The 26356-nt window shown below is 66.1% G+C and carries 23 protein-coding genes; 13 read left to right on the plus strand and 10 right to left on the minus strand.

Features of this window, described 5'->3' with window-relative positions; translation table 11 throughout:
* Positions 1-41 precede the first annotated feature (41 nt).
* Positions 42-1163 (minus strand): bifunctional 3,4-dihydroxy-2-butanone-4-phosphate synthase/GTP cyclohydrolase II, encoded by a 1122-nt coding sequence (ribBA, locus tag ABZO33_RS07050; protein ID WP_414535413.1) that lies wholly within the window; start codon positions 1161-1163, stop codon positions 42-44.
* A 78-nt stretch (positions 1164-1241) separates the two neighbouring features.
* On the opposite strand from ribBA, the gene ABZO33_RS07055 reads away from it, so the two are divergent.
* Positions 1242-1535, plus strand: a complete 294-nt coding sequence (locus ABZO33_RS07055; protein ID WP_414535414.1) for a DUF1330 domain-containing protein — start codon at positions 1242-1244, stop codon at positions 1533-1535.
* Here the strand turns inward: ABZO33_RS07055 and ABZO33_RS07060 are convergent, their stop codons facing one another.
* Complete coding sequence (locus ABZO33_RS07060) at positions 1536-2624, minus strand: TerC family protein (protein WP_414535415.1); 1089 nt, start codon at positions 2622-2624, stop codon at positions 1536-1538.
* Between the two features lie 303 nt (positions 2625-2927).
* On the opposite strand from ABZO33_RS07060, the gene ABZO33_RS07065 reads away from it, so the two are divergent.
* The gene (locus tag ABZO33_RS07065) at positions 2928-5162 is read left to right on the plus strand and encodes a TonB-dependent siderophore receptor (RefSeq protein WP_414535416.1); all 2235 of its coding nucleotides are present in this window, start codon (positions 2928-2930) and stop codon (positions 5160-5162) included.
* A gap of 38 nt (positions 5163-5200) precedes the next feature.
* Here the strand turns inward: ABZO33_RS07065 and gspI are convergent, their stop codons facing one another.
* Complete coding sequence (gene gspI / locus ABZO33_RS07070; RefSeq protein WP_414535417.1) at positions 5201-5599, minus strand: type II secretion system minor pseudopilin GspI; 399 nt, start codon at positions 5597-5599, stop codon at positions 5201-5203.
* A gap of 147 nt (positions 5600-5746) precedes the next feature.
* On the opposite strand from gspI, the gene gspG reads away from it, so the two are divergent.
* From gspG to gspF, 7 genes are read left to right on the plus strand one after another with little or no spacing between them, the layout of a single operon-like run.
* The gene (gspG, locus tag ABZO33_RS07075; RefSeq protein WP_414535418.1) at positions 5747-6193 is read left to right on the plus strand and encodes a type II secretion system major pseudopilin GspG; all 447 of its coding nucleotides are present in this window, start codon (positions 5747-5749) and stop codon (positions 6191-6193) included.
* Between the two features lie 24 nt (positions 6194-6217).
* Entirely contained in the window at positions 6218-7150 is a 933-nt protein-coding gene (gspK, locus tag ABZO33_RS07080) for a type II secretion system minor pseudopilin GspK (protein ID WP_414535419.1), read from the plus strand.
* Positions 7147-8067, plus strand: a complete 921-nt coding sequence (gene gspL, locus ABZO33_RS07085; protein WP_414535420.1) for a type II secretion system protein GspL — start codon at positions 7147-7149, stop codon at positions 8065-8067. The genes gspK and gspL overlap by 4 nt, the downstream gene beginning before the upstream one ends.
* Entirely contained in the window at positions 8057-8575 is a 519-nt protein-coding gene (gspM, locus tag ABZO33_RS07090; RefSeq protein WP_414535421.1) for a type II secretion system protein GspM, read from the plus strand. Before gspL ends, gspM begins: the two co-directional genes overlap by 11 nt.
* Complete coding sequence (gspD, locus tag ABZO33_RS07095) at positions 8572-10926, plus strand: type II secretion system secretin GspD (protein ID WP_414535422.1); 2355 nt, start codon at positions 8572-8574, stop codon at positions 10924-10926. The genes gspM and gspD overlap by 4 nt, the downstream gene beginning before the upstream one ends.
* On the plus strand, positions 10923-12344 hold the full coding sequence (gene gspE, locus ABZO33_RS07100; protein ID WP_414535423.1) for a type II secretion system ATPase GspE: 1422 nt from the start codon (positions 10923-10925) through the stop codon (positions 12342-12344). The genes gspD and gspE overlap by 4 nt, the downstream gene beginning before the upstream one ends.
* On the plus strand, positions 12344-13549 hold the full coding sequence (gspF, locus tag ABZO33_RS07105) for a type II secretion system inner membrane protein GspF (RefSeq protein WP_414535424.1): 1206 nt from the start codon (positions 12344-12346) through the stop codon (positions 13547-13549). Before gspE ends, gspF begins: the two co-directional genes overlap by 1 nt.
* A gap of 156 nt (positions 13550-13705) precedes the next feature.
* Here gspF and ABZO33_RS07110 read toward each other — a convergent pair whose 3' ends face one another.
* Complete coding sequence (locus tag ABZO33_RS07110; protein WP_414535425.1) at positions 13706-14746, minus strand: cytochrome D1 domain-containing protein; 1041 nt, start codon at positions 14744-14746, stop codon at positions 13706-13708.
* A 166-nt stretch (positions 14747-14912) separates the two neighbouring features.
* Complete coding sequence (locus ABZO33_RS07115) at positions 14913-15839, minus strand: LysR family transcriptional regulator (RefSeq protein ID WP_414535426.1); 927 nt, start codon at positions 15837-15839, stop codon at positions 14913-14915.
* 87 nt (positions 15840-15926) lie between these two features.
* Between ABZO33_RS07115 and ABZO33_RS07120 the strand changes: the two genes are divergently transcribed.
* Together ABZO33_RS07120 and ABZO33_RS07125 are read left to right on the plus strand one after the other, a co-directional pair.
* Positions 15927-16232, plus strand: coding sequence for a putative quinol monooxygenase (locus ABZO33_RS07120; RefSeq protein ID WP_414535427.1), 306 nt, complete (start codon positions 15927-15929; stop codon positions 16230-16232).
* Between the two features lie 13 nt (positions 16233-16245).
* Positions 16246-17100, plus strand: coding sequence for a type 1 glutamine amidotransferase domain-containing protein (locus tag ABZO33_RS07125; RefSeq protein ID WP_414535428.1), 855 nt, complete (start codon positions 16246-16248; stop codon positions 17098-17100).
* Between the two features lie 113 nt (positions 17101-17213).
* Here ABZO33_RS07125 and ABZO33_RS07130 read toward each other — a convergent pair whose 3' ends face one another.
* Positions 17214-17702, minus strand: a complete 489-nt coding sequence (locus ABZO33_RS07130) for a signal peptidase II (RefSeq protein ID WP_414535429.1) — start codon at positions 17700-17702, stop codon at positions 17214-17216.
* A 185-nt stretch (positions 17703-17887) separates the two neighbouring features.
* Between ABZO33_RS07130 and ABZO33_RS07135 the strand changes: the two genes are divergently transcribed.
* On the plus strand, positions 17888-18934 hold the full coding sequence (locus tag ABZO33_RS07135) for a class I SAM-dependent methyltransferase (protein WP_414535430.1): 1047 nt from the start codon (positions 17888-17890) through the stop codon (positions 18932-18934).
* Between the two features lie 99 nt (positions 18935-19033).
* Here ABZO33_RS07135 and ABZO33_RS07140 read toward each other — a convergent pair whose 3' ends face one another.
* Complete coding sequence (locus ABZO33_RS07140; protein ID WP_038705903.1) at positions 19034-20278, minus strand: saccharopine dehydrogenase family protein; 1245 nt, start codon at positions 20276-20278, stop codon at positions 19034-19036.
* A 30-nt stretch (positions 20279-20308) separates the two neighbouring features.
* A complete protein-coding gene (locus tag ABZO33_RS07145) occupies positions 20309-21406 on the minus strand; it encodes a carboxynorspermidine decarboxylase (RefSeq protein ID WP_414535431.1) in 1098 nt (365 codons plus the stop codon).
* Between the two features lie 480 nt (positions 21407-21886).
* Between ABZO33_RS07145 and katG the strand changes: the two genes are divergently transcribed.
* Positions 21887-24133: a catalase/peroxidase HPI gene (gene katG, locus ABZO33_RS07150; protein WP_414535432.1), complete on the plus strand. Its 2247-nt coding sequence runs from the start codon at positions 21887-21889 to the stop codon at positions 24131-24133.
* A gap of 210 nt (positions 24134-24343) precedes the next feature.
* Here katG and ABZO33_RS07155 read toward each other — a convergent pair whose 3' ends face one another.
* Positions 24344-25678 (minus strand): MFS transporter, encoded by a 1335-nt coding sequence (locus ABZO33_RS07155; protein WP_414535433.1) that lies wholly within the window; start codon positions 25676-25678, stop codon positions 24344-24346.
* Positions 25679-25827: 149 nt separating this feature from the next.
* Complete coding sequence (locus ABZO33_RS07160) at positions 25828-26280, minus strand: hypothetical protein (RefSeq protein WP_414535434.1); 453 nt, start codon at positions 26278-26280, stop codon at positions 25828-25830.
* Between the last annotated feature and the right edge of the window lie 76 nt (positions 26281-26356).

Genomic DNA, 26356 nt, shown 5'->3' on the forward strand with positions numbered 1-26356 from the left:
CCGCTCCCACGGGGGCTGTGGCAAATTCAGCACTACCGGTATCAGCCAGCCGTTTGCGGTTCGAATGGAATGCTCTGCACCACCTCCAGTTCATACCCGGCCAGCCCGGCGTACTTGAGTGGCGGCCCCAGGTGGCGCAGCTTGCCTACGCCCAGGTCCTGGAGAATCTGCGCGCCGGTGCCGACCTCCGAGTAGACCTTCGACTGGCCGCGCTGGTAGGGCCGTACCGGCTGCGTCAATTGCGGCACGCGCTCGAGCAAGGCCTGGGAGGACTCGTGGTTGGCCAGGATCACCACCACCCCGGCACCTTCTTCGGCGACCTTCTGCAGCGCCGCCCACAGCGTCCAGTTGGCCGGGCCTGCGTACTCGGCGCCGACCAGGTCGCGCAGCGGGTCGATCACATGCACGCGCACCAGGGTGGGCTGCTCGCGGCGGATCTCGCCCATGACCATGGCCATGTGCACGCCGCCTTCGATGCGGTCTTCGTAGGTGACCAGGCGGAAGGTGCCATGCACCGTGGGCAATGCGCTTTCACCGATGCGCTTGATGGTCTGCTCGGTACTCAGCCGGTAGTGGATCAGGTCGGCGATGGTGCCGATCTTGATGCCATGCCGGGCGGCGAACACTTCCAGGTCCGGCCGGCGGGCCATGCTGCCGTCGTCATTGAGCACCTCGACGATCACCGACGCCGGGCTGAAACCTGCCAGGCGGGCCAGGTCGCACCCGGCTTCGGTGTGCCCGGCGCGGGTCAGCACGCCGCCTTCACGGGCACGCAGGGGGAAGATATGACCGGGCTGCACCAGGTCTTCGGGGCGGGCGTCGGCGGCCATGGCCGCAGCCACCGTGCGCGCCCGGTCGGCGGCGGAAATGCCGGTGGTCACGCCACTGGCGGCTTCGATCGACACGGTGAAGGCGGTACCGAACACGCTGGCGTTGCTTGGCACCATCTGCTCCAGGCCCAGGCGCTGGCAGTGTTCGTCGGTGAGGGTCAGGCAGATCAGGCCACGCGCCTCGCGGGCCATGAAGTTGATGGCCTGGGCGTCGCAGCGCTCGGCGGCGATCAGCAGGTCGCCTTCGTTTTCCCGGTCCTCGTCGTCCACCAGCAGGACCATCCGGCCCTGGCGATAGTCCTCGAGGAGTTCTTCGATGCTGTTGAAGGCCATGTTGCACGCTCATGCTGGTCAAGAAAGTTTTATGGTATACCATAATACGAAAATGACCATGCAACAGGAGCGCGACGAATGAAGGCCTACTGGATCGCCCACGTGGACGTCACCGACCCCGAGCAATACCTGCAATACACCCAGCGCGCCCCGGCGGCGTTCGTCGCCTTCGGCGGGCGCTTCCTGGCCCGGGGCGGGCGTAGCGAGGCGCTGGAGGGGCGGGCGACACCGCAGCGCAGCGTGGTGATCGAGTTCGAATCCTATGAGCAGGCCGTGGCCTGCTATCGCTCGGACCTGTACCAGGAGGCCTGCCGCCATCGCCAGGGCGCGGCGCTGGCGCAGGTGATCATTGTCGAGGGGCTCGCGCCCTGATCAGACCCGCAGGTGCGGGCCTTTCTTCTCGGGATTGCTGTCGGTGGCAATGGCTGTCGGCTTGTCCACTGTGGGCAGTGGTTCGTCCTGCACGGGTTGTTGTTCGGCCGCTTGCGGCTGGTTGCGCGTGCGCAGCAACGACAGCAGCACGCCACCGAGCAACAGCCCGAACGTGACCCCCAGTGAAATCCCGGCCGGCACCTTGCCCACCAGCCCGTGCCAGAAGATCTTGCAGCCGATGAAGATCAGCACCAACGCCAGCGCGTACTTGAGGTAGACGAAGCGGTGCATCAGCGCCGCCAGGGCGAAGTACAGCGAGCGCAGGCCGAGGATTGCGAAGATGTTCGAGGTGTAGACGATGAACGGATCCTGGGTGATGGCGAAGATCGCCGGCACGCTGTCGACGGCGAACACCAGGTCGGCCAGCTCGATCAGCACCAGGGCCAGGAACAGCGGCGTGGCATAGCGGATGGCGCGATCGGTGCCGGGCGGCGTGAGATGGACGAAGAAGTGCCGGCCATGCAGCTGGTCGGTCACCCGCATGTGCCGGCGCACGAAGCGCAGCACCGGGTTGTTGGCCAGGTCCGGGTGGGCGTCGTCCTTGGACAGCGCCATCTTCACTCCGGTGAACAGCAGGAAGGCGCCGAAGATATACAGCACCCAGGCGAAGTGCTGCACCAGCGCGGCGCCCACGCCAATCATGATCGCCCGCAGCACCACCACGCCGAGGATGCCCCAGAACAGCACGCGGTGCTGGTAGCGGCGGGGGATGGCGAAGAAGCTGAAGATCATCGCCATGACGAACACGTTGTCCATCGACAACGACTGCTCGACCAGGAAACCGGTGTAGAACTCCAGCGCCGGCTGCGCCCCGAGTTCATACCAGACCCATACGCCGAACAGCACACCGACGCTGAAGTAGCCCGAATACAGCAGCAGGCTTTCGCGCATCTCGATCTCGCGGTCCTGGCGGTGCAGCACGCCGAGGTCGAGGACCAGCAAGGCGATGACGATGGTGATGAAGACCAGCCACAACCAGGTGCTGGTGCCGAGAAAAGGCGTGAAAAGGAATGTGTGCAGAGCCGTCATGAGCCCCTCCTTGATTGTCGACGTTGCATGGCAACAGTGATTCCGACATGGCGGCGCAAACCGTCAGAGGGGCCCGGCATCATATGCGATTGAGCCTAGTCGCGTTCGCCGGGGTTGCCGAATGGCAGGCTGTTACATTTCTTTGCCTGGATCCAATTGTTGCGAAATATTCGCAATTGTAAAAAATTCGTAAAAACCCTAGGATGCGCCGCAGCCGTCGCAGAACGGGCGCACAACCACAACAATCGCCAGTGATTAGCCCCACCTGCATCAAGCAGACACAACAACTAGGGGTCGACAAGCGTGCAACGACAGCACTCTCTGAACACGGTTCAAAGGGCAGGGAACGCCAACACCGTCCGCCAGCGCCATCCGCTGGCACTGGCCATCCTCGCGGCAAGCCTTGCCGCGCCGGCCGGCCCGGCCTGGGCCGAAACTACCAGCGGCAAGGGCACCCTGGAGCTGGGCGTCACCGCCATCACCGACACCGCGCTGGGCGAGACCACCGAAGGCAGCGGGTCCTACACCACCGGCGCCAGCCGCACCGCCACGCGCATGGCCTTGTCGCCACGGGAAACGCCGCAGTCGGTCACGGTCATCACCCGCCAGCAGATGGATGACCAGAACCTCACCAGCATCAGCGATGTGCTGGGCAAGACGCCTGGCGTCACCGTCACCAAGCTCGACAGCAACCGCGCCAGTTTCAAGGCCCGTGGCTTCGACATCGACAACTTCCAGGTTGATGGCATCCCGGCGGCCTTCCGCTTCGGCAATGGCATCGACCAGACCGACCTGGTGATCTACGACCGGGTCGAGGTGCTGCGTGGCGCCACAGGCCTGCTCAGTGGCTTCGGCAGCCCGTCGGCGACGGTCAACCTGGTGCGCAAGCGGCCGACCCGCGAGCTGTCAGGCTACGTATCGCTCGGTGCCGGCAGCTGGGACACCTACCGTGGCGAGTTCGACATCGGCGGCGCGCTGACCTCGGACGGCAACGTGCGCGGGCGCCTGGTCACGGCCTACGAGGACGGCCAGTCGTTCATGGACAACCTGTCCGAGAAGAAGCAGGTGATGTACGGCATCGTCGAGGCCGACCTCAGCGATGACACCGTGCTCAGCGTCGGCCTGAGCCGCCAGAGCAACCGCCCGGAAGGTTCGTCCTGGGGGCCGTCGACACCTTTGCTGGACAGCCAGGGCAACCGCTTCGGCATGTCGCGCTCGTTCAACCCCGGTGCCAAGTGGAGTGCCTGGGACAACACCGCCGACAACCTGTTCGTCACCCTCGAACAGCGCCTGGCCAACGACTGGACGCTCAAGGCCTCGGCCACCCGCAGCGAAACCGATGCGCCGATGCGCCTGGGTTCGGCCGCCAGCGGCTACCCCGACGCCGCCACAGGGGACGGTATGGGTGTGTGGCTGGGCCGCTACCGCTACCAGACCGAGCAGAACGCCTACGACCTGTACGCCAGCGGCCCGTTCCAGTTGCTGGGGCGTGAGCACGAATTGGTCGCGGGTATCTCCCACCGCGACGTGCGCGCCCATGAAAGCAACTGGCCGTTCCTGTTCGGCGGCGCCAACATCTATCAGTGGCGCGGCGAGTTCAGCGAACCCGACTGGGGGCGTCCGCTGTCGAAGGTCGATACCCGCGTGCAGGAAGACGCGGCCTACCTCACCGGCCGCTTCAAGCCCACCGACAAACTGTCGGTGATCGTCGGTGGTCGCCTGTCCAACTGGCAGCTCGACAGCACCCGCCTGGACACCACCAGTGGCCAGCGCAGCAAGACCCAGGACCTGGAAGAGAACGGCGTGGTCGTACCCTATGCCGGCGTGGTCTATGACCTGGACGATAGCTGGTCGGTGTATGGCAGCTACACCAGCATCTTCAAGCCGCACGAGAGCGAGCAGGACGCCAACGGCAAGATGATCGAGCCGGAGGAGGGCGACGCCTATGAGCTGGGGCTGAAGGGCGAGTTCTACGATGGGCGCCTCAATGCCAGCCTGGCGCTGTTCGAGGTTCGCCAGGACAACCTCGCTGAACTTGACCGCACCGACCCGGCCACCAACCGTGGCATCTACCGGGCGATCCAGGGCGCCAAGACGCGTGGCTTCGAGCTGGAAGTGGCGGGCGAGCTGACCCCGGACTGGCATGTGCAGGGCGGCTTCACCCACCGCATCACCCGCGATGGCGAGGGTGACAAGATCTCCACCATCGAGCCGGAGAACCTGCTGCGCCTGTCCACCACCTACCGCCTGCCGGGGGTGTGGAACAAGCTCACCGTGGGCGGTTCGGCCAACTGGCAGAGCAAGATCTGGAAGGACCTGGACAGCCCGGTGGCGGCGGGCGAGACCATCCGCTACACCCAGTCGAACTACCTGACCCTCGATGCGCTGGCGCGGTACCAGGTGACCGAGCAGTTGTCGGTAACCCTCAACGGCAACAACCTCACCGACAAGAAGTACTTCAACAACCTGGGCTTCTACAACGGCGGTTACTACGGTGACCCACGCAACTTCATGCTGACCACGCGCTACGCGTTCTGAGGGCGGTACCGGTACGGGGAAGCGGGCACGCCCGCTTTCTATGTGGCGGGGGTGGCGGGGGTGGCGGGCGCAGGCTCGGCGCCCCCGAGCAGGGTCTGCAACCGCGCCAGCGCCTGCCCTTCGTGCTGGCGGTCGAACACCTGCAGCGACACCTCCAGCAGCCCTTGCGGCGAGCGCGCCACGCGCTGCTCGCAGCGCAAGCGCAGACGGCCCTGGTCGCATTCGAACTGCCGGACACCCGGCCTGGCGTTGCCTTCCAGGCGCAGCTCGGTCAGACGCCCCTGGGCGGCGAGCAAGGCCAGCGCCTTGTCGCGCAACAGCCCGTTACCCTGGGTGACCAAGCCGCTGGCGCGTACGGCGGCAGCCATGGCCACCGCCACGATGGTCAACGCCACCAGCACTTCGATCAGGGTGAAACCATCCTCGGTGGCACGCACAGGGCACCTTTCGCACAAGGCAAAGCGGCACTGTAGAGCGGCCCGATGACGCTTTGACGACGCCGACTCCCGAGCTTTTTCAATATCCGTGACATACCGCCTTGCCACAATCGGCCCCCGATTCGAACTCACGCAAGGAATGCCGAGATGCAGATCGCCCGCCGCAACCTTCCCACCCGCCGCTTGCGCCAGCAGGGTTTCACCCTGATCGAGATCATGGTGGTGGTGGTGATCCTCGGGATCCTCGCGGCGATGGTGGTGCCCAAGGTGCTCGACCGCCCCGACCAGGCCCGCGCCACGGCGGCGCGCCAGGACATCGGTGGGTTGATGCAGGCGCTGAAGTTGTACCGCCTGGACAACGGTGCCTACCCGAACCAGAACCAGGGCCTGAAGGTGTTGGTGGAGAAGCCGGCACAGGCCAAGGATGGCCAATGGCGTGCCTACCTCGAGCGCCTGCCCAACGACCCCTGGGGCCGCCCTTACCAGTACCTGAACCCGGGCGCCAACGGCGAGATCGATGTGTTTTCCCTGGGCGCCGACGGCCAGGCCGGGGGCGATGGGGTAAACGCCGACCTCGGCTCCTGGCAGTTGTGACCGGCCATGGCGCGCCAGGAAGGCATGGCCGTGATCAGTGCGCTGTTGATTGCCGCGGTGGTGGCGGTGATCGCCGCGGGCATGCTCGAACGCCAGGGGCTGCTGACCCGGCAGGTAGAGAACCGGCAGATGGCGCTGCAGGGGCAATGGGCCCTGGAGGGCGGCCTGCAGCTTAGCCGCCGGGTGTTGTTCGAACAACGCCTGCGCGATCCGCTGGTACGTGGCGGCCAACCCTGGACGCGACCGATGCGCGATGTGCCGTCCGGCAGCGTGCGCTTCGATGGGCAGCTGGAGGATGAGCAGGGCAAGTTCAACCTGCGCAATCTGGTGGTCGATGGCCAGGTGGACAGCGAGGCACTGGCGACCTTCCAGCGTCTGTGCGCGCTGATCGGCATCGGTGAACGGCTGGCCACGGCCATCGCCGGGCAGGTGATCGACAGCTACCCACAGCGTCCGCCGGTATCCCCAGGCAGTGCCGGTCAAGGTCTGCAAGGCGGCCGTGCGACCTCGCCGGCCGTTGCCGCCGAGCCATTGCCGGCCAGGCGCCCGATGCTGCGCAGCGTCGATGCCCTGGCCGGGCTCAAGGGCATGGATGCCGAGGCCCTGCAGCGCCTGCGCCGATTCGTCACGGTGCTGCCGGCGCTGACCTGGATCAATGGCAACACTGCCAGTGCCGAGGTGCTTGCCGCGCAGGTGCCGGGGCTGTCGCTGCAGCAGGCCATGGCGCTGGTGGCCGAGCGCGACAGTGGGCGCTGGTTCATCAACCGGGGCGATTTCGTCAACCGTTTGCGCATGCCGCAATTGGCCATGGCCAATGTGCGGGTGGGGATCAACAGCGACTGGTTCCGCCTGCGCGGCCAGGCGCGCCTGGGCAGCCGCGAACTACCGCTGCAGGCGCTGCTGCGCCAGCGTGAGGGGCAGTTGCCGGATGTCATCTGGAGCCGGGTGGGCGCATGAGTACGCTGGTTGATGTGCAGCTGCCGCCGTTGGCGGAACTGGAGGATGCCTCGCTGCTGGATTACCGCCAGGCCGAGCGTGGCGGCCAGGCCACCCGCGCGCAGTTGCAGCGCCAGGCCAAGGGCGCGTCCTGGCGTCTGCACCTGCATGCGCACGACAGCCTGGCCCTGGCCCTGGCCTTGCCACCGCTGACGGGCAAGCGGCTGAGCGCGGCGGTGGGCTGCGCGGTCCAGGGGCTGGTGCTCGGCGATGCCGGGCAGGTCCACGTGGCGCACGGGCCGCGCCAGGCTGACGGGCAGGTCGCCGTGGCCTGGCTGGGCCTTGCGCAGATGGCGCGCCTGCAAGCGTGGCTGCAGGCCGATGGCATCCGCGTGGCCGGGCTGTTCGCCCGGCAGGACGATACAGCGTCGTCGGTCGATTTGGCCGGCGGGCTTGCCGGGCCGGTGAAATCGCCAGCTTGGGGACGCACTTTGGCGATCTGGGGCGCGGCGGCAGTGATCTGGTGCCTGGGCTTGAACCTCTATGCCGCGCACCTGGCCGATGAGGGCGAGCAGTTGCGTGCACACATGGTCGCCCAGGTACGCATGGCCTTCCCGCAGTTGCCGGTAGTGCTCAACCCCCTGCAACAGGCACGTCAGCAACTGCAGGCCGGGCAGGGCGGCGCCGGCTCGGGGCTGGCGGCCTTGCTCGACGGCGCCGGCCAGGTCATGCCGTTTTTGGCAGGCAATGTCCAGGCGCTGGACTATCAGGATGGCGTGCTGCGCCTCACGCCTCTGGAAGATGGTGGCAAGGCCCCGGCGGACAGCGCCTGGCAGGCCGACCTCGCCGCACGCGGCATCGAAGGCCAGGCCAGTGGGCACGGCTGGACCCTGCGGGCGGCCAACCCAGCCGGTGAGGAGCTGGCCCATGTCGATTAAGGCCCGCCTCGGCATGCTGCGCGGGCAGGGCCGACAACGCTGGCAAGCCCTGGCCGCGAGGGAGCGTCGTGCGGTCGCGCTGGCAGGCGGCTTGCTCGGCGCGCTGTTCTGCTGGCAGGTACTGGTGCTGCCAGCCCTGGCCCGGATCGAGCACTGGCAGGCCGAAACACCCAAGCTGCGCAGCCAGGCGCAGGCGCTCGATGCCTTGCTCGGCGAGCGCCTGGCACAACGGCCCGCGGATACCGCCCAGGCATTGCGCCAGAGCCTGGAGCAGGCTGGCCTGCTGGCGCAGTCACAGCTCGACGGCGAGGGCGACACCTGGCGCCTGGGCTGGCAGCAGGCCCCCGCAGAAGCGGCCATGGCCTGGCTACAGTCTGTGCCGCCGCGCCTGGGGCTCGGCGTTGGCCAGCTGGCGCTGCGCCGGGACCCCGGCGAGCCCGGCAGCCCGGTGACCTTTTCCGGAACCCTTCGCATGACTCAGGCGCATGGCGCTAAGGACCCTTCATGACGTGCCTCCGTTCACCGCGACTGCCGTTCGCGCCCTTGCTCCTGGCCCTGGCACTCAGCGCCTGCGCCAGCGCGCCGAGCGTGCAACGCCCCCTGGCCAGCAGCGAGCTGGGCCGCCCGCTGGCCGAAGCCGGTGCCACGCCGGGCACGCTGGATCATCGCGAACCGCAGAGCCGCCCGCAGCAGCGCCAGTCGCCGCCGCGGGTCGGGCAGCGCCACAGCCGCGCGGTGGCGGCACCCGCTCCGGCCAATCCACTTGGCGACCAGCCGGTACAGCTGAACTTCGTCGATGCCGATATCCAGGCTGTGGTGCGCGGCCTGTCCCGCGCTACGGGCCGCCAGTTCCTGGTAGATCCACGGGTCAAGGGCCAGCTGACCCTGGTTTCCGAAGGCGAAGTGCCGGCCGCCAAGGCTTATTCCATGTTGCTCTCGGCCCTGCGCATGCAGGGCTTCAGCGTGGTCGATGTCGGCGGCGTGGCCCAGGTGGTGCCCCAGGCCGACGCCAAGCTGCTTGGCGGCGCGCTGGTGAGTGGCGACCGCGACGCCGGCAACGGCATGGTCACCCGGACCTTCCGGCTGCAGTACGAGAACGCCGTCAACCTGATCCCGGTGCTGCGCCCGATCGTCTCGCCGGACAACCCGATCAACGCCTACCCGGGCAACAACACCCTGGTCGTCACCGATTACGCCGAGAACCTCGAGCGGGTCGCGCAGATCCTCGACCGGGTCGACATTCCCACGGCCATCGACACCGATGTGGTGGCGATCAACAACGGCATCGCCAGCGATATCGCCAGCATGGTCAACGAGCTGCTCGACAGCCAGGGCAGCGACCCGACCCAGAAGATCAGCGTGCTGGGTGACCCGCGTTCGAACAGCGTGGTGATCCGTTCCGGCAGCCCCGAGCGTACTCAGCTGGCCCGTGACCTGGTCTACAAGCTCGACAACGCCCAGAACAGCGCCGGCAACCTGCACGTGGTGTACCTGCGCAACGCCCAGGCCGACAAGCTGGCGCAGAGCCTGCGCGGGCTGCTGACCGGCGAGAGCGACAGCGCCACTGCCGACGGCACGCGCGCGCTGCTCAGCGGTGGCGGCATGCTCACCGGCGGTGGTGGCAACGGCAACGGCAACGGCAACAGCAACAGCACCAGCACCAGCACCGGCAACAATTCCGCCACGCAGAACAACAACGCCACCGGCAGCGCGCCGAACGGCTACGGCGCCAGCGCGCAGCAGAACGACCAAGGCACCGCGTTCTCCGCCGGCGGCGCGACCATCCAGGCCGACAAGACCACCAACACCCTGCTGATTTCCGCCCCCGAGCCGCTGTACCGCAGCCTGCGCGAGGTCATCGACCAGCTTGACCAGCGCCGCGCCCAGGTGGTGGTGGAAAGCCTGATCGTCGAGGTCGGCGAGGACGACGCCAATGAGTTCGGCATCCAGTGGCAGGCCGGCAACCTTGGCAAGAATGGCGTGTTCGGCGGTGCCAATCTGGGTGGCAGCGGGTTGGTCAAGGGGCCGAGCAGCATCGATGTGCTGCCCAAGGGGCTGTCGGTGGGCGTGGTCGATGGCACGGTGAAGATCCCCGGTATCGGCGAGGTGCTCGACCTCAAGGTGCTGGCCCGTGCGCTGACCAGCAAGGGTGGCAGCAATGTGCTGTCGACACCCAACCTGCTGACCCTGGACAACGAGGCAGCGAGCATCTTCGTCGGCCAGACCATCCCCTTCGTCAGCGGCCAGTACGTCACCGATGGCGGCGGCAACAGCAACAACCCGTTCCAGACCATCCAGCGCGAGGAAGTGGGCCTGCGCCTGAACGTGCGGCCGCAGATCTCCGAGGGTGGCACGGTCAAGCTCGACGTCTACCAGGAAGTCAGCAGCGTCGACCAGCGCGCCTCCAGCGCCGCCGGCACGGTGACCAACAAGCGCGCCATCGATACCAGCATCCTGCTCGACGATGGCCAGATCATGGTCCTGGGCGGGTTGCTGCAGGACGGCTACACCCAGAGCAACGAAGGCATCCCGTGGCTGTCCGGGCTGCCGGGGGTCGGCGCGCTGTTTCGCAGCGAGCGCCGGGCCAGCACCAAGACCAACCTGATGGTGTTCCTGCGCCCGTACATCGTGCGCGATGCCGCGGCCGGGCGCAGCATTACGCTGAATCGCTACGACTTTATCCGCCGCACCCAGGGCAATCTCAAGCCCGAGCACTCCTGGGCGCTGCCGGACATGGACATGCCGCTGCTGCCGCCGGTGGAGCAGGGGGTGCCCGACCAGGGCCGCGCCCAGCCGGCGGCGTTGCGTGCACCGCGGGCCGCGATCCGCGCGGTGCCGGTGGACGAGGTGGCCCGTTGAGCCGCCTGCCGTATGCCTGGGCCAAAGCACAGCGCCTGGTCCTGCAAATCGACGGCGAGGCCGGGGCGGTGCTGTCGCGCTGCCCGTCGAGCCCGACCTGGGCAGTGGCCGAAGTGCGCAGGCGCCATGGTCCGGCGCGGGTCGAGGCGCTCGACGACGCGCAGATGGATGCGCTGCTGGTCAGTGCCTACGCCGACACTGGCAGCGCGGCGGCGGTAGTGGGCGCGGCGGAGAACGAGGTGGACCTCGACCGCCTGCTGCAGGACATCCCGGAAGTCACCGACTTGCTCGAGGCCCAGGACGACGCGCCGGTGATCCGCATGATCAACGCCTTGCTCACCCAGGCGGCCCGCGACCAAGCCAGCGATATCCATATCGAGCCGTTCGAGAGCCACTGCCTGGTGCGCTACCGGGTCGACGGCACCCTGCGCGACGTGGTCTCGCCGCGCAAGGCGCTGCACGGCGCGCTGGTGTCGCGGATCAAGATCATGGCGCAGCTGGACATCGCCGAGAAGCGCCTGCCCCAGGACGGGCGCATCGCCCTGCGCGTGGCCGGGCGGCCCATCGATATTCGCGTGTCCACCGTGCCCACCGGCCATGGCGAGCGCGTGGTGATGCGCCTGCTGGACAAACAGGCCGGGCGCCTGCGCCTGGAGGCGCTGGGCATGGACGCCGCGGTGCTGGCACGCCTGGACCAGTTGATCCGCCAGCCCCATGGCATCGTGCTGGTCACCGGCCCTACAGGCTCGGGCAAGACCACCAGCCTGTACGCGGCGTTGGCGCGGCTGGATGCCAGTGTCAGCAACATCCTCACTGTCGAGGACCCGGTGGAATACGACTTGCCGGGGATCAGCCAGATCCAGGTCAACGCGCGCATCGACATGAGCTTCGCCGTGGCCCTGCGCGCGATCCTGCGCCAGGACCCGGACGTGATCATGATCGGCGAGATCCGCGACCTGGAGACCGCGCAGATCGCCGTGCAGGCCTCGCTGACCGGGCACCTGGTGCTGGCCACGCTGCACACCAACGACGCGGTGTCGGCGGTCAACCGCCTGGTCGACATGGGCGTCGAGCCGTTCCTGCTGGCCTCGGCGCTGCTCGGCGTGTTGGCCCAGCGCCTGGTGCGGCGCCTGTGCCCGCACTGCCGCGAGCCTGATCCGGCCACGCCCGGGCAGTACCGGGCGGTGGGCTGCGCGCATTGCAACCACTGTGGCTACAGCGGGCGCACCGGCATCCATGAGCTGTTCTGCGTGGACGACACCGTGCGCGCCCTGGTGCATCAGGGCGCCGATGAACAGGCCCTGCGCGTCGCTGCGCGGAGCAACGGCATGCGCAGCATGCGTGAAGACGGCCAGCGCTGGGTCGACAGCGGCAGTACCTGCCTGGAAGAGATCCTGCGCGTGACACGGGATGCCTGATGAACCGTTATCGCTATGAAGCCGCCGACGCCCAGGGGCATATCGTCAAAGGGCTGCTCGAAGCCGAGAGCCCGGGCGCCGCGATGGCGCAACTGCGCGCCCTGGGGCTGACCGCACTGGAGGTCGAGGCGCAGGCCGCTGCCGGGCAGGGCGCAGGCCTGTTCAGCGCCAGGCTGAGCGATGGCGACCTGGCCTGGGCCACGCGCCAGCTGGCCAGCCTGCTGGCCGCCGGCCTGCCGCTGGAGGCGGCGCTGGGTGCGACCCTGGAGCAGGCCGAGCGCAAGCATGTGGCGCAGTTGCTGGCGGCGGTGCGCGGTGATGTGCGCAGTGGCATGCGCCTGGCCGACGCCCTGGCCGGGCGGCCGCGGGACTTTCCCGAGATCTACCGGGCGCTGGTGGCGGCAGGCGAGGAGTCCGGCGACCTGGCCCAGGTGATGGAGCGCCTGGCTGACTATATCGAGGAGCGCAACACCTTGCGCGGCAAGATCCTCACCGCGTTCATCTACCCCGGCGTGGTCGGCCTGGTGTCGGTGGGCATCGTCATCTTCCTGCTCAGCTACGTGGTGCCACAGGTGGTCAGCGCCTTCACCCAGGCACGCCAGGACCTGCCCGGGCTGACCCTGGCCATGCTGGCGGCCAGTGACTTCGTGCGCGCATGGGGTGTGCTGTGCTTTGCCGTGATGGCCGGGGCGTTCTGGGCCTGGCGGATCTACCTGCGCGCTCCGGCGGCGCGCCTGGCCTGGCATGGGCGGATCCTGCGGCTGCCGTTGTTCGGCCGCTTGGTGCTGGGCCTGAACACGGCGCGCTTTGCCTCCACGCTGGCGATCCTCGGTAGCGCCGGGGTGCCACTGCTGCGGGCGCTGGAGGCGGCGCGCCAGACCCTGGGCAACGACCGTCTCGACCAGTGCGTCAGCGAGGCCACCGCGCGGGTGCGCGAGGGCGCCGGGCTGGCCTCGGCGCTGGCGGTGGAGAAGGTCTTTCCGCCGCTGCTCATCCACCTGATCGCCAGCGGCGAGAAGACCGGCAACCTGCCGCCGATGCTCGACCGCGCCGCCGACAGCCTGGCCAAAGACATCGAGCGCCGCGCCATGGGCATGACCGCGCTGCTCGAGCCGCTGATGATCGTGATCATGGGTGCGGTGGTGCTGCTGATCGTCATGGCCGTGCTGATGCCGATCATCGAGATCAACCAGCTGGTGCAGTGACTTGCTGCGTCACTTCCCACACCTTGTTGGCGGAACCAGTATCAAGAAGGAAGGTTGAGCTGTGACCGCAAGAGGGGGCGGATCTTGGCCGGTTTCTTCCATCCAGCCAAGGCCAGTGGGAGCAAAGGCGCCTCTCGCGAGGCGCCTTTGCGGTGCTCAGCTCTCTTCCTTCGGCTGCACCACGATCGCCAGGGCGTCCGGCTCGGGGCCGGCTTTCCAGCGAGCCTTCTCGGTCCAGTTGGCTGTGCTGATCACCGCGACCTCATCGCCGCCGCTGATCGCCACATAGACCCGCTTGCCATCCGGCGAGACCACCGCGCCAATTGGCAGCGCCTCCTCGCCGAGCATCGTGCGGCGGTATTCGGCGCCTTCGCGCGCCAGGCCGATGCGCTTGATCTCTTTCTTGGCCACCACATCGATCACCGCCAGTTCCGCCGACTTGGCGCAGGTGACGAGTGCATACTTGCCATCCGGGGTCATCGCGACGCGGATCGGGAACAGGCCGGTGCGGATACGGTCGGTGACTTCCAGGCGCTTGCTATCGACGATGACCACTTCGTTGCCGTCGCGGTTGCTGACCCATACCTGGGTGCCGCTGGGGGTTACCGCCACGCCTTCGCTGCCGGCGCCCGTGGGGATCTCGGCAATTTTCTTCTTGTGCAGCAGGTCGACCACCGACAGCGTGCCGCTCTCGACATGGCTGACGTAGGCGCGGTCGGCACCGGGTGACAGCGCGACCATGTGCGGTTTGCCGCCACCGACGTCGATCCGGTCGAGCACTTTACCTTGGGCCAGGTCGACCACCAGCAGACGTTCGCTGGCTTCGGTGGTGACCACCACACGCTGGCTGTCGGGCAGGAAGCGAATGCCATGGGGGCGGGCGTCTTCGCCCAGGTCGATGGTGCGCACGACCGTCCGGGTCGGCCAGTCGATGACGCTCAGGCTGTTGTTCGCCGTGCCTTGCGCGCCGTAGTTGCCGACCACGGCGAGCAGGCCATTGCCACTGACCACCACCTCGTGGGGGCCGGTGCCTACCGGCAGGCGGATCATTTCCTGGCCACTGCCAGTGTCCAGGGCCGACACGCTGGCGTCGGCCTTATTGCCGACCAGCAGCACGTCGTCGGCGTTGGCCAACGTGGCGCAGGCCAGCAGGGCACCGGCCAGGGCCAGCAGGCGGAAGGGGGATGTGAATGTCATGGGGTAGGGCATGTCCAGTCTCCTTGAAGGTGTGATCCTTGTTGCATGCACTGGCTGTGACCCGTCGGGCCGCCCGAGAGTTTCAGTGGACATGTGCAGCGGCAGGGGCAGTGCCGGTGGATCCAGACTCAAGTTCGGGCCGGTTGCAGACAAGGCCCGATAAAGATCAACCAGCTGGTGCAGTGACCTGCTGCGCCACCTCCCACACCTGTTGCCGGAACCAGCGACGCAAGGGGTCGGCGTGGGTGCGCGCGTGCCAGATCTGCATCACTTCGACCCGGGGCAGCACCAGGGGCAGGGTGTGCAGGCGCAGGCTGGGGTCGCGCTCGACCGCCTCGATGGCCAGCGAGCGCAGGCAGGTCAGCAGCAGGTCGGTGCCGCGCACCAGGCGCGTAGGGGCAATGAAGCTGGACAGGCCGGCCACCACCCGACGTTGCCTACCAACAGCCCGCAGGGCGTGATCGACCCGGCCATCGAGGTCGCCGGTGAGTGTGGTCAGCAGGTGCTCGCAGGCCAGGAACGCCTCCAGGCTCATGCCCTCGGTCAGACGCGGGTTGTCGGCGGCGGCCAGTACCACGAAGTCCTCACTGAGCAGGCGCTGTTGATGGAAGGTGTCCGGCAAGCCGTTGTAGAAACCGGCGATGGCCAGGTCGCAGGTGCCTTTTTCCAGCGCCTCGCGTGGCAGGTTGCCCTGGGTGTTGTGGGTGATCAGGGTCAGGTTCGGTGCCTGGGTGCGCAGGATCGGCAGCAGCCTGGACAGCAGGGTCTGCTCCAGGTAGTCGGTGCTGTAAAGGTGCACCTGGGTCGGGCGGGAGAGGAAATCATCGCCGTCGCAATCCCTGTAGAAGTCCTGTAGCTGTGCAACCAGCTGCTGTATCCGGGGCGCCAGTTCATGGGCCCTGGGTGTTGGCGTGAGGCCACGCGGCGCACGCACGAACAAGGGATCGCCGAACTGCTGGCGCAGCTTGTTGAGCTTGTGGCTCAGGGCGGGCTGGCTGAGGGCCAGCCGTTGCGCCGCATGGGAGGCATTGCGCTCTTCATAGAGCACCTGGAACAGGTGCAGCAGGTTGAGGTCCTTGTTGCTGATATTCATAAAATGAATCACAGGAATAAGTGCTTTCGAATTATCGAATCATAACGCGATGGTTAGGATGGGCCCAACTTGTTGAGGGAGACGCCCGTGACCATCGCCATTTTCGCCACTATCCAGCCGCATCCTGAACACCGTGAGGTCACAGAACAGGCCTTGCGCCTGATGGTGGAGCAGACCCGCGCCGAGCCCGGCAACCTGCGCTATGACCTGTTCGTCCGCGAGGGCGAGGTAATGGCGTTCGAGCTGTTCGAGCTGTATGTCGATGCCGCCGCCGTCGAGGCCCATCGCAACAGTGCCCATTACCAGGCCTATCGCGCGGCCAGCGCCGGCTGGCTGGCCGCACCGACCCAGGTGCAGCTTGCCCGTGCGCTGGATATCGCGCCATTCAACTGATCAGGAAAACACCATGAACATGATTGCTCCCCTCGCGCTGGCATTGGCTGGCGCCCTGTTGGCCGGTCAGGCCACCGCCGCTGCGAAGGGTGAGGTACTGGTGCTGTTGTCCAGCGAGAACCAGCTGCAGCTCAAGGACGGCAAACCATACCCCACCGGTTACTACCTCAACGAATTCGGCGTGCCTGCCGACCAGTTGCTCAAGGCCGGCTACAAGCTGGTGCTGGTGACTCCCAAGGGCAATGCGCCGAGTGTCGATGAGCGCTCGATCGACCCGATGTACTTCGGCGGCGATGCCAGCGAGATGCAGCGTATCCGCCAGGTGGTCGATAGCCTGCCGGATATCGACGACACGCTGTCGGTGAAGGAGGTGCTGGCGGGTGATATGGGCCGCTATGCCGGGATCTTCATCCCGGGGGGCCACGCACCGCTGATCGACCTGGCCAACAACCCCGACGTCGGGGCCCTGTTGCGTCATTTCCACCAGGCCGGCAAGCCCACGGCTGCCATTTGCCACGGCCCGATCACGTTGCTGTCGGCGCAACAGGATCCGGTTGCCTACCGCGCCGCGCTCGCCCGGGGTGAAACCCCGGCGGCCAGCGACTGGACGTACCAGGGCTATCGCATGACCATTTTTTCTGACCCTGAGGAGCAGGTGTTCGAGAGCTCACTCAAGGAGCAGCGTCTGCAGTTCTATCCCGCCAAGGCAATGGCCGGCGCAGGAGGCGACATGAGTTATGCCCAGGCCTGGCAGCCCCATGTAGTGGTCGATCGTGAGTTGATCACCGGGCAGAATCCGTTTTCCGACAAGGCGTTGGTCAAGGCGTTGCTTGAGCAGCTGGAGAGTGTCGGTAATCGCAAGAACTGAGCGAGTGCAGCTGATTGAGGCCTTGCGGATGCTGGCAGGGCCTCGGTCATTCAGGTGCGCAGACTTTGCCTCGCTTGGGGCGGCCCGCAGTACGGCCCATTGGCGAGGCGGGATCAGCGTTTGCTCGGCCGGGTAATGCCGTCCACCACCAGCACCGTGGCACCGGCCATGATGGCGATGTCGGCCAGGTTGAATACGCCGGTGTGCAGGGTGCCGATGTTGAGGACCAGGTAATCGACCACGTGGCCGTCGCGGAACAACCGGTCGATCAGGTTGGACAGCCCGCCCACGGCGATGAACCAGGCCGCGCTGGCCTTGACCGGTGCCGATGGCCAGTGGCGCCAAGCCCAGACCATGGCCCAGGCGCACACCACGCCGACGGCGACCACGAATACCATTTGCTTGAGCCACGGAGCCAGTCCGGCGCCGAGGCTGAGGAACGCTCCGGGGTTGAGGCTCAGGGCCAGGTCCAGCCAGACGCTCGGGTTGCCATAGACATAGCTGTGATTGTTCAGGGCGACCAGGGCGATCAGTTTCACCCATTGGTCGAGAATGATGAAAGCGACGCCCAGGGTGAGGACGAGGGTACGGCTGGAAAACATGCTGACAATTCCTTTAGTGCGCGAATGCGGGCTGATGGCCAAGCCTGCGGCGCGGCGAAGATAGCGCAGGCGGGTCTAGACTTAAAGCCTGGGTCTGTTGCAGACGCGACCCGATCATCCATCCGACCACCGCCTCCCGGACCGGACGTCGCCGACGGTGGCCTTCTGGCAGAGGAGGGCAGGTCATGGACGAGGCACGGCTTCACGAATTCATGGGCAAGCTGGTGGGCGACATGGGCGCGGCGGCGACGCTGGCCAATGTCATCCTGGGGGATGAGTTGGGGCTGTATCGGGCCATGGCCGACAGCCAGCCAGTCACGCCCGAGGCCTTGGCCGAGCGCACCGGCTGCCAGCCCCGGCTGGTACGCGAGTGGCTCAATGGCCAGGCTGCGGCGGGTTACCTGGTGCATCACGATGGACAGTTCACCCTGCCCGAGGAGCAGGCCATGACGTTGGCGCTGGAGGACTCGCCCGCCTACATGGCCGGCGGCGCCTCGGTGCTGGCGGCACTGTTCCATGACAAGGACAAGCTGGTGGCGGCCATGCGCGGCGATGGCGCCGTGGCCTGGGGTGATCACCATCCCTGCATGTTCAGTGGCACCGAGCGCTTCTTCCGGCCCGGCTACCGGACGTTCCTGGTGGCCGATTGGCTGCCGGCACTGGACGGCGTGGTGGAAAAACTGCGGGCCGGCGCCCAGGTGGCGGATGTCGGCTGCGGTCATGGGGCCTCTACCATCGTCATGGCCGAGGCGTTTCCCGCCTCGCGCTTCATCGGCTACGACTACCATGCGCCTTCGGTGCTCACCGCCAGCGAGCGTGCGCGTGACGCGGGCGTGGCCGGGCGGGTCAGCTTCCAGCAGGCGTCAGCCAAGGACTATCCCGGCCACGATCTGGACCTGGTGTGTTTCTTCGATTGTTTACACGATATGGGTGACCCGGTGGGCGCGGCACGACATGCCTATCAGGCACTCAAGGGGGACGGCACGGTGATGCTGGTGGAGCCGTTCGCCGAGGATACGCTGGATGCCAACATCAACCCGGTGGGGCGCTTGTTCTACGCGGCTTCGACGTTCATCTGCACACCGAACTCGCTGTCGCAGGAAGTGGGGTTGGGGTTGGGGGCGCAGGCTGGGGAGGCGCGGCTGCGGGCGGTGTTCGAGGAGGCGGGGTTCAGGCGTTTCCGGCGGGCGACGCAGACGCCGTTCAACTTGATACTGGAGGCCAGGAAGTAGCGCTCTGCCGGTGCTGGCGCTATCGCGGGGCAAGCCCGCTCCCACAGACAGCTCCGACAAACAGAAGGGGCGCCATCCGGCGCCCCTTCGTCGTGCAGCTTAGGCTTCAGCGTCCCACGGACGATCGCCTTTTTCATCCTTGACGCGGGTCGGCAGGCCCATCACGTCCAGCGCCTTGAGGAACGGCTCGGCCGGCAGCTCCTCGACGTTGACCATGCGCCCGGCATCCCACTGGCCACGGGCAACCAGCAGCGCGGCGGCTACCGGAGGCACGCCTGCGGTGTAGGAAATACCTTGGCTGTCGGTCTCGGCGTAGGCTTCTTCGTGGTCGGCCACGTTGTAGATGAACACCTCGCGCGGCTGGCCGTCCTTGGTGCCCTTGACCAAGTCACCGATGCAGGTCTTGCCGGTGTAGCCCGGAGCCAGCGAGGCCGGATCCGGCAGCACGGCCTTGACCACTTTCAACGGCACCACTTCCAGGCCTTCTGCGGTCTTCACCGGTTGCTCGCTGAGCAGGCCGAGGTTCTTCAGCACGGTGAACACATTGATGTAGTGCTCGCCGAAGCTCATCCAGAAACGCACGTTCGGCACGTTCAGGTTCTTCGAGATCGAGTGCACTTCGTCGTGGCCGGTCAGGTACAGGTTCTGCGAACCCACTACCGGCAGATCGTCGGTGCGCTTGACCTCGAACATGGTGTTGCTGGTCCACTGGCTGTTCTGCCAGCTCCACACTTGCCCGGTGAACTCGCGGAAGTTGATTTCCGGGTCGAAGTTGGTGGCGAAGTACTTGCCGTGGGAGCCGGCATTCACGTCCAGGATATCGATCGAGTCGATCTGATCGAAGTACTGCTGCTGCGCGAGTTTCGCGTAGCTGTTCACCACACCCGGGTCGAAGCCGACGCCGAGAATGGCGGTAATGTTCTTTTGTTGGCACTCTTCGAGGTGTTTCCACTCGTAGTTGCCGTACCACGGCGGGGTCTCGCAGATCTTGCCCGGCTCTTCGTGGATGGCGGTGTCAAGATAAGCGACACCGGTATCGATGCAGGCGCGCAGCACCGACATGTTGAGGAAGGCGGAGCCAACGTTGATCACGATCTGCGATTCGGTCTCGCGGATCAGTGCCTTGGTCGCCTCGACATCGAGGGCGTTGAGCGAGAAGGCCTGGATGTCGGCGGGAACCTTGAGGCTACCCTTGGCCTTGACGCTGTCGATGATGGCCTGGCATTTGGAGATGTTCCGTGACGCAATCGCAATACGACCCAGTTCGTCGTTATGCTGTGCGCACTTGTGGGCCACCACCTTGGCGACACCTCCTGCACCAATGATAAGAACGTTCTTCTTCAATTCAGCTGCTCTCCTTCATGAAAGCCTGTCTTACGACAGGCTCGAAACGTAGTCTTCGAAACCGAACTCGCGCACCACTTCGACGCTGCCGTCGAGTTGCTTGACCGCGATGGATGGCATTTTCAGACCGTTGAACCAGTTTTTCTTGACCATGGTGTAGCCCGCCGTGTCGACGAACGACAACCGATCACCGATGGCCAGTGGCTTGTCGAATTGGTACTCGCCGAAGATGTCGCCGGCCAGGCACGACTTGCCGCAGACCATGTAGGTGTGCGCGCCGTCGTTGGGGGCCATCTTGGCGTTGAGGCGGTAGATCAGCAGGTCGAGCAGGTGCGCTTCGATCGAGCTGTCGACCACGGCCAGGTGCTTGCCGTTGTACAGGGTGTCGAGCACGGTCACTTCCAGCGAGGCGCTGTTGGTGATGGCCGCTTCGCCCGGCTCCAGGTAGACCTGCACGCCGTAGGTTTGCGCGAACTGCTTCAGGCGCGCGCAGAAAGCGTCCACCGCGTAGTCCTCGCCGGTGAAGTGGATGCCGCCGCCGAGGCTGACCCACTCGACCTTGTGCAGCAGGTGGCCGAAGCGCTCCTCGATGTGCGTGAGCATCTTGTCGAACAGGCCGAAGTCACCGTTTTCGCAGTTGTTGTGGAACATGAAGCCGGAGATCTTCTCGATCACCTTCTCGATCTTCTCTGGATCCCACTCGCCGAGGCGGCTGAACGGGCGTGCCGGGTCGGCCAGCAGGTAGTCGGAACTGCTCACCTGCGGGTTGACGCGCAGGCCGCGCACCTTGCCTTCGGACTGCTCGGCGAAACGCTCGAGCTGGCCGATGGAGTTGAAGATGATCTTGTCGCAGTTGTCGAGCATCTCTTCGACTTCGTCGTCGGCCCAGGCCACGCTGTAGGCGTGGGTTTCGCCGGCGAACTTCTGGCGGCCGAGCTTGAGCTCGAACAGCGAAGACGAGGTGGTGCCGTCCATGTACTGCTGCATCAGGTCGAATACCGACCAGGTGGCGAAGCACTTGAGGGCAAGCAGTGCCTTGGCACCGGAGTGTTCGCGCACGTAGGCGATCTTCTCCATGTTGCTCAGCAGCTTGGTTTTGTCGATGAGGTAGTACGGCGTCTTGATCATTTAAAGGCCCCCGGCCAGGCCGGCCAAAAAAAGGACACGCATTGTGCCTTCACTTGCCGCGGTACGAAAGGGCGCGAGGCGCATTTCGTCCGAGTTGTCCACGCACTTGGCTATGCAAGTGCCATCAGGCCCGTGACTGCGTCGTCCCTGGCGCGGGGTCGGCCGCTATCGCGAAGGACGGCCGAATATGCTTTTGCATTGGGGCGAGCCCAGTTGAACAGATCAATGTGACGATCCTGATCTGCTGGCGCCACAGGCTGACAGAGCCAGGCTATCACCCCCCAATATCGCCTCTATTAGACCTCTGCCCAGGCTCGGCTAGTCTTTGTGCTGGTTCCGTGAAAAGCCGGCGCACAGGTGTGCCCGGCCATAACCGATGAGGGGCAGGCACGCGTGGCGAACGCCTGATCCAACACCTGGCAGCGCAATTACAAGAACGCCCGGAAATCTGAATTGAACCGACCCAAAAGGTAGAAGCAGATGGCGAACGAATCGAAATGCCCGTTCCACCAGACCGCCGGTGGCGGCACCAGCAACCGTGACTGGTGGCCTGACCAGCTCAACCTGAAGATCCTCCACCAGCATTCGCGCAAGTCCGACCCCATGGACCCGGACTTCGACTACGCCAAGGCGTTCAAGAGCCTCGACTTCCAGGCATTGAAAAAAGACCTGACAGCCTTGATGACCGATTCCCAGGACTGGTGGCCGGCTGACTTCGGCCACTATGGCCCGCTGTTCATCCGCATGGCCTGGCACAGCGCCGGCACCTATCGCATCGGCGATGGCCGTGGCGGCGCCGGCTCCGGCCAGCAGCGCTTCGCCCCGCTCAACAGCTGGCCGGACAACGTCAGCCTGGACAAGGCCCGGCGCCTGCTGTGGCCGATCAAGCAGAAGTACGGCAACAAGATCTCCTGGGCCGACCTGATCGTGCTTACCGGCAACGTCGCCCTGGAGTCCATGGGCTTCAAGACCTTCGGCTTCTCCGGTGGCCGCGCCGACGTGTGGGAGCCCGACGAAGACGTGTACTGGGGCTCGGAGAAAGTCTGGCTGGGTGGTGATACCCGCTACGGCAAGGAACAGCTCAAGGCCCAGCCGCCCGGCCAGGGTGACCTGGTGGCCGAGCCCGCCAAGCATGGCGAGGAACAGAACCGCGACCTGTCCGCCGAGCGCAACCTGGAAAACCCACTGGCCGCTGTACAGATGGGCCTGATCTACGTCAACCCGGAAGGTCCGGAAGGCGAGCCCGATCCGGTGAAATCGGGCAAGGATATCCGCGAAACCTTTGGCCGCATGGCCATGAACGATGAAGAGACCGTGGCGCTGATCGCCGGCGGCCATGCCTTCGGCAAGACCCACGGTGCCGGTCCCGCCGACAACGTCGGCGCCGAGCCGGAAGCGGCGGGCCTCGAGCAGCAGGGCCTGGGCTGGAGCAACAAGTTCGGTACCGGCAAGGGTGGCGACACCATCACCAGCGGCCTGGAAGTGACCTGGACCTCGACCCCGACGAAGTGGAGCAACGAGTACCTGAGCAACCTGTTCAACTTCGAGTGGGAGCTGACCAAGAGCCCGGCCGGTGCCCACCAGTGGCGGCCTAAGGACGGCAAGGGCGCGGGGAGCGTGCCTGATGCCCATGATCCCGGCAAGAAGCATGCGCCGTCGATGCTCACCTCTGACCTGGCGCTGCGCTTCGACCCGATCTACGAGCCCATTGCCCGGCGCTTCAAGGACAACCCCGACCAGCTCGCCGATGCCTTCGCCCGTGCCTGGTACAAGCTGATTCACCGCGACATGGGCCCGCTGGCGCGCTACCTCGGGCCGGAAATGCCCAACGAGGAGCTGCTGTGGCAGGACCCGCTGCCCAAGGCCGGGCCTCAACCCAGCGACGCCGATATCGCCGCGCTCAAGGCCAAGGTGCTGGCTTCGGGGCTGAGTGTCGGTGAACTGGTGTCCGCCGCCTGGGCCTCGGCCTCGACCTTCCGCGGTTCCGACAAGCGCGGCGGCGCCAACGGCGGCCGCCTGCGCCTGGCGCCGCAGAACGGTTGGACGGCGAACCAAGGGCTGGACAAGGTACTGACGGCGCTGGAGAAAATCCGCAACGAGGGCGGGAACAAGATCTCCATGGCCGACCTGATCGTGCTGGCCGGCAGCGCGGCAGTGGAAAAAGCCGCCAAGGATGCCGGGCACAGTATCAGCGTGCCGTTCCACCCGGGGCGTGTCGATGCCTCGCAGGAACAGACCGATGTCGAGTCGTTCGCCGTGCTCGAGCCCCTGGCCGACGGTTTGCGCAACTTCAGCAAGGCGCGCTACAGCGTCAAGGCCGAGAAGTTGCTGCTGGACAAGGCCCAGTTGCTGACGCTCACCGCGCCGGAACTGACCGTGCTGATCGGTGGCCTGCGGGTGCTGGGCGCCAACCATGGCGGCAGCAAGCAGGGTGTGTTCACCGACAAGGTCGGCGTGCTCAGCAATGACTTCTTCCGCAACCTGCTGGACATGGGCGTGGAGTGGAAGCCGACTGCGGCGGACAACGAAGCGTTCGAGGGCCGTGACCGCAAGACCGGCCAGGTGAAATGGACCGCCAGCCGGGTCGACCTGGTATTCGGCTCCCATGCGCAGCTGCGTGCCTTGAGCGAGGTGTATGGCAGCAGCGATGCCAAGGACAAGTTCGTCAAGGACTTCGTGGCGGCTTGGGTGAAAGTGATGGAGCTGGACAGGTTCGACCTGGCATAACGCCGATCGCGGGCATGTTGCATCGGCGCTTCGATGCGACATGCCTCGCGATGTTTGTTATCCCGGTCTTAGGGTCTGTACGAAAAGTGTCTGCGCGAAGGCCAGACAAGGCGAAACGGGGGGAGGAAGCGGAGTGTACTGGAGTACATGAGCATTCCGAGCCCCGTTTCAACGCAGTATGGGCGAGTGCAGATACATTTCGTACAGAGCCTAAAGCCCCTGGGATGCCTGCAACGGGTTGGTGCCCGGGTTTTCCTCGTGCAGCGAAACCTGCGCTGTCTCCGGCAACGCCAGCCCGCCGATCAATGCCAGCAAGGCAATCACCACCAGGTAGAACGCCGGCGCCAGGCGGCTGCCGCTCTGTTCGATCAACCAGGTCGCCACCAGTGGCGCGGTGCCGCCGAACAGGGTATAGGCGACGTTGTAGGTGATCGCCGAGGCGGTGTAGCGGCTGCGGGTGGGGAAGCACTCCGACAGCAGCGCGGCGGTGACCACGCCACTCATCAGCGCGCCGATGGCGAGCAGGATCACTCCCAGCAATGCTCCCGCCAGCGACCCCGAACTGGCCAGCCAGTAGGCCGGGAACACTGCGATCATCACCCACAGGCAAGTGAAGCCGATGGTCCGGCGTCGCCCGACACGATCGGAAAAGGCGCCCGCCAGCGGGCAGCCGGCCGCGGCGAACAGCAGCGCCACGGTCGAGACCAGTAGCGCCTGGGCCCGGCTCAGGTGGCCGACCGTCTGCAGGTAAGTGGCGAAGTAGGTGGTGAACATGTAGAACGACAGCGCCGTCAGCGAAATGAACGCGCCGAGGTTGCCGATGGTGCGGCCATGGTGGCGCAGGGTGTCGCCCAGCGGCGTATGGCTGTGTGCCTTGCCTTCGGCGATTGCCTGGCGAAACGCCGGGGTTTCCTCCATGCGCCAGCGCAGGTAAAGGCCGACCAGGCCCAGGGGCGCGGCGACCAGGAACGGAATACGCCAGCCCCAGGCGTTCATCGCTTCGGGGCTGAGGCACGCATCCAGGCCATAGGCGATGACCGCCGCGCAGGCGAAGGCAGAGAAGGTCGAGACCGGCACGAAGCTACCGTAGAACGCGCGCCGGCCCCGTGGCGCGTGCTCCATCAGGTAAGCGCAAGCGCCGGCATATTCACCCCCTGCGGAAAACCCCTGCAGGCAACGGGCGAGGGTGAGCAGCGCCGGGGCCAGCACGCCGATGCTGGCATAGGTCGGCAGCAGGCCGATCAGTGTGGTGGAGCCGGCCATCAGCAGGATGGTCAGCGACAGGATGCGCTTGCGCCCGAGGCGGTCGCCCAGCGCGCCGAACACGATGCCGCCCAGCGGACGCAAGGCGAAGGCCACGGCAAACACGGCGAAGGTCTTGAGCAGGGCGACGCTTGCGTCCTCGCTGGCGAAGAACTGGCTGGCGATCAGGGTGGCGAGGAAACCGTAGACGGCGAAGTCGAACCATTCGACGAAGTTGCCGATGGCCGAGGCGGCAATCACCCGCCGCAAGGTGGCGGGTGGGACCTCGTGGACGATGGACATGGGGTGCTCTCCGGTGGTCTTGGCAGCCTGGGCGGATGCGCCGCGCTCGGGGCGCGGCGTCGTTGTTCTCGGGCCAGTAGACAAGCGGCAGGGCGAGGGTGCTTTGTCGGGGGCGACCTCCGGATGCCTGTTAGCACCGGATGCCGGGTTCAGGGCAGTGGCATCGGTGTTGGCAGGCGAGGCATGAGTACCAGGGGCGCGATGACATCGACATGACCGTCTTCGAACAGGCTGTCGGGAACGGGCGGGTAGGTGGTTCTCCAGCATTCGTGCTCAACCAGTTGCTTCAATTGGCTGAGGGGAGAGGCATTGGCCCAGATGGGCAGCAGCCGTTCATGGGCGGGCGAGCTGCGCATAGCCTTGCAGGCGATGGGGCGGTTGTTGCGGTCCAGGGTGAGCTTGAGCGTGACCACGCCAACCAGTGTGCCTTGGTTGGCGGCATCGATGCGGTTGATGAGCGCGCTCTGCATGGCCGCCGTGAAACCGGCCAGGGCGGCGGGGTCGACTTTTGCCCTGGCCTCGGGGTTGGCGCTGCAGGCCACGAGGGTGAGCAGGCCAAGCGCTGCCAGGGGGAGGAGGGTGAAACGCTGGATCTTCGACACGGGAACGTCCTTTGAGGCAAACACCGGTACCTGCGTGTACCGGTTTGAAAAGGGGCAGTAGCTTAACGTGGCTGGC

Source organism: Pseudomonas sp. CAM1A, assembly GCF_047501685.1.
Taxonomy (GTDB): domain Bacteria; phylum Pseudomonadota; class Gammaproteobacteria; order Pseudomonadales; family Pseudomonadaceae; genus Aquipseudomonas.

Coding starts and splice junctions, on each gene's coding strand:
- ribBA (WP_414535413.1), bottom strand. CDS start 1,163: ATGGCCTTCAACAGCATCGAAGAACTCCTCGAGGACTATCGCCAGGGC.
- ABZO33_RS07055 (WP_414535414.1), top strand. CDS start 1,242: ATGAAGGCCTACTGGATCGCCCACGTGGACGTCACCGACCCCGAGCAA.
- ABZO33_RS07060 (WP_414535415.1), bottom strand. CDS start 2,624: ATGACGGCTCTGCACACATTCCTTTTCACGCCTTTTCTCGGCACCAGC.
- gspG (WP_414535418.1), top strand. CDS start 5,747: ATGCAGATCGCCCGCCGCAACCTTCCCACCCGCCGCTTGCGCCAGCAG.
- gspK (WP_414535419.1), top strand. CDS start 6,218: ATGGCCGTGATCAGTGCGCTGTTGATTGCCGCGGTGGTGGCGGTGATC.
- gspL (WP_414535420.1), top strand. CDS start 7,147: ATGAGTACGCTGGTTGATGTGCAGCTGCCGCCGTTGGCGGAACTGGAG.
- gspM (WP_414535421.1), top strand. CDS start 8,057: ATGTCGATTAAGGCCCGCCTCGGCATGCTGCGCGGGCAGGGCCGACAA.
- gspD (WP_414535422.1), top strand. CDS start 8,572: ATGACGTGCCTCCGTTCACCGCGACTGCCGTTCGCGCCCTTGCTCCTG.
- gspF (WP_414535424.1), top strand. CDS start 12,344: ATGAACCGTTATCGCTATGAAGCCGCCGACGCCCAGGGGCATATCGTC.
- ABZO33_RS07110 (WP_414535425.1), bottom strand. CDS start 14,746: ATGACATTCACATCCCCCTTCCGCCTGCTGGCCCTGGCCGGTGCCCTG.
- ABZO33_RS07115 (WP_414535426.1), bottom strand. CDS start 15,839: ATGAATATCAGCAACAAGGACCTCAACCTGCTGCACCTGTTCCAGGTG.
- ABZO33_RS07125 (WP_414535428.1), top strand. CDS start 16,246: ATGAACATGATTGCTCCCCTCGCGCTGGCATTGGCTGGCGCCCTGTTG.
- ABZO33_RS07130 (WP_414535429.1), bottom strand. CDS start 17,702: ATGTTTTCCAGCCGTACCCTCGTCCTCACCCTGGGCGTCGCTTTCATC.
- ABZO33_RS07135 (WP_414535430.1), top strand. CDS start 17,888: ATGGACGAGGCACGGCTTCACGAATTCATGGGCAAGCTGGTGGGCGAC.
- ABZO33_RS07145 (WP_414535431.1), bottom strand. CDS start 21,406: ATGATCAAGACGCCGTACTACCTCATCGACAAAACCAAGCTGCTGAGC.
- katG (WP_414535432.1), top strand. CDS start 21,887: ATGGCGAACGAATCGAAATGCCCGTTCCACCAGACCGCCGGTGGCGGC.
- ABZO33_RS07155 (WP_414535433.1), bottom strand. CDS start 25,678: ATGTCCATCGTCCACGAGGTCCCACCCGCCACCTTGCGGCGGGTGATT.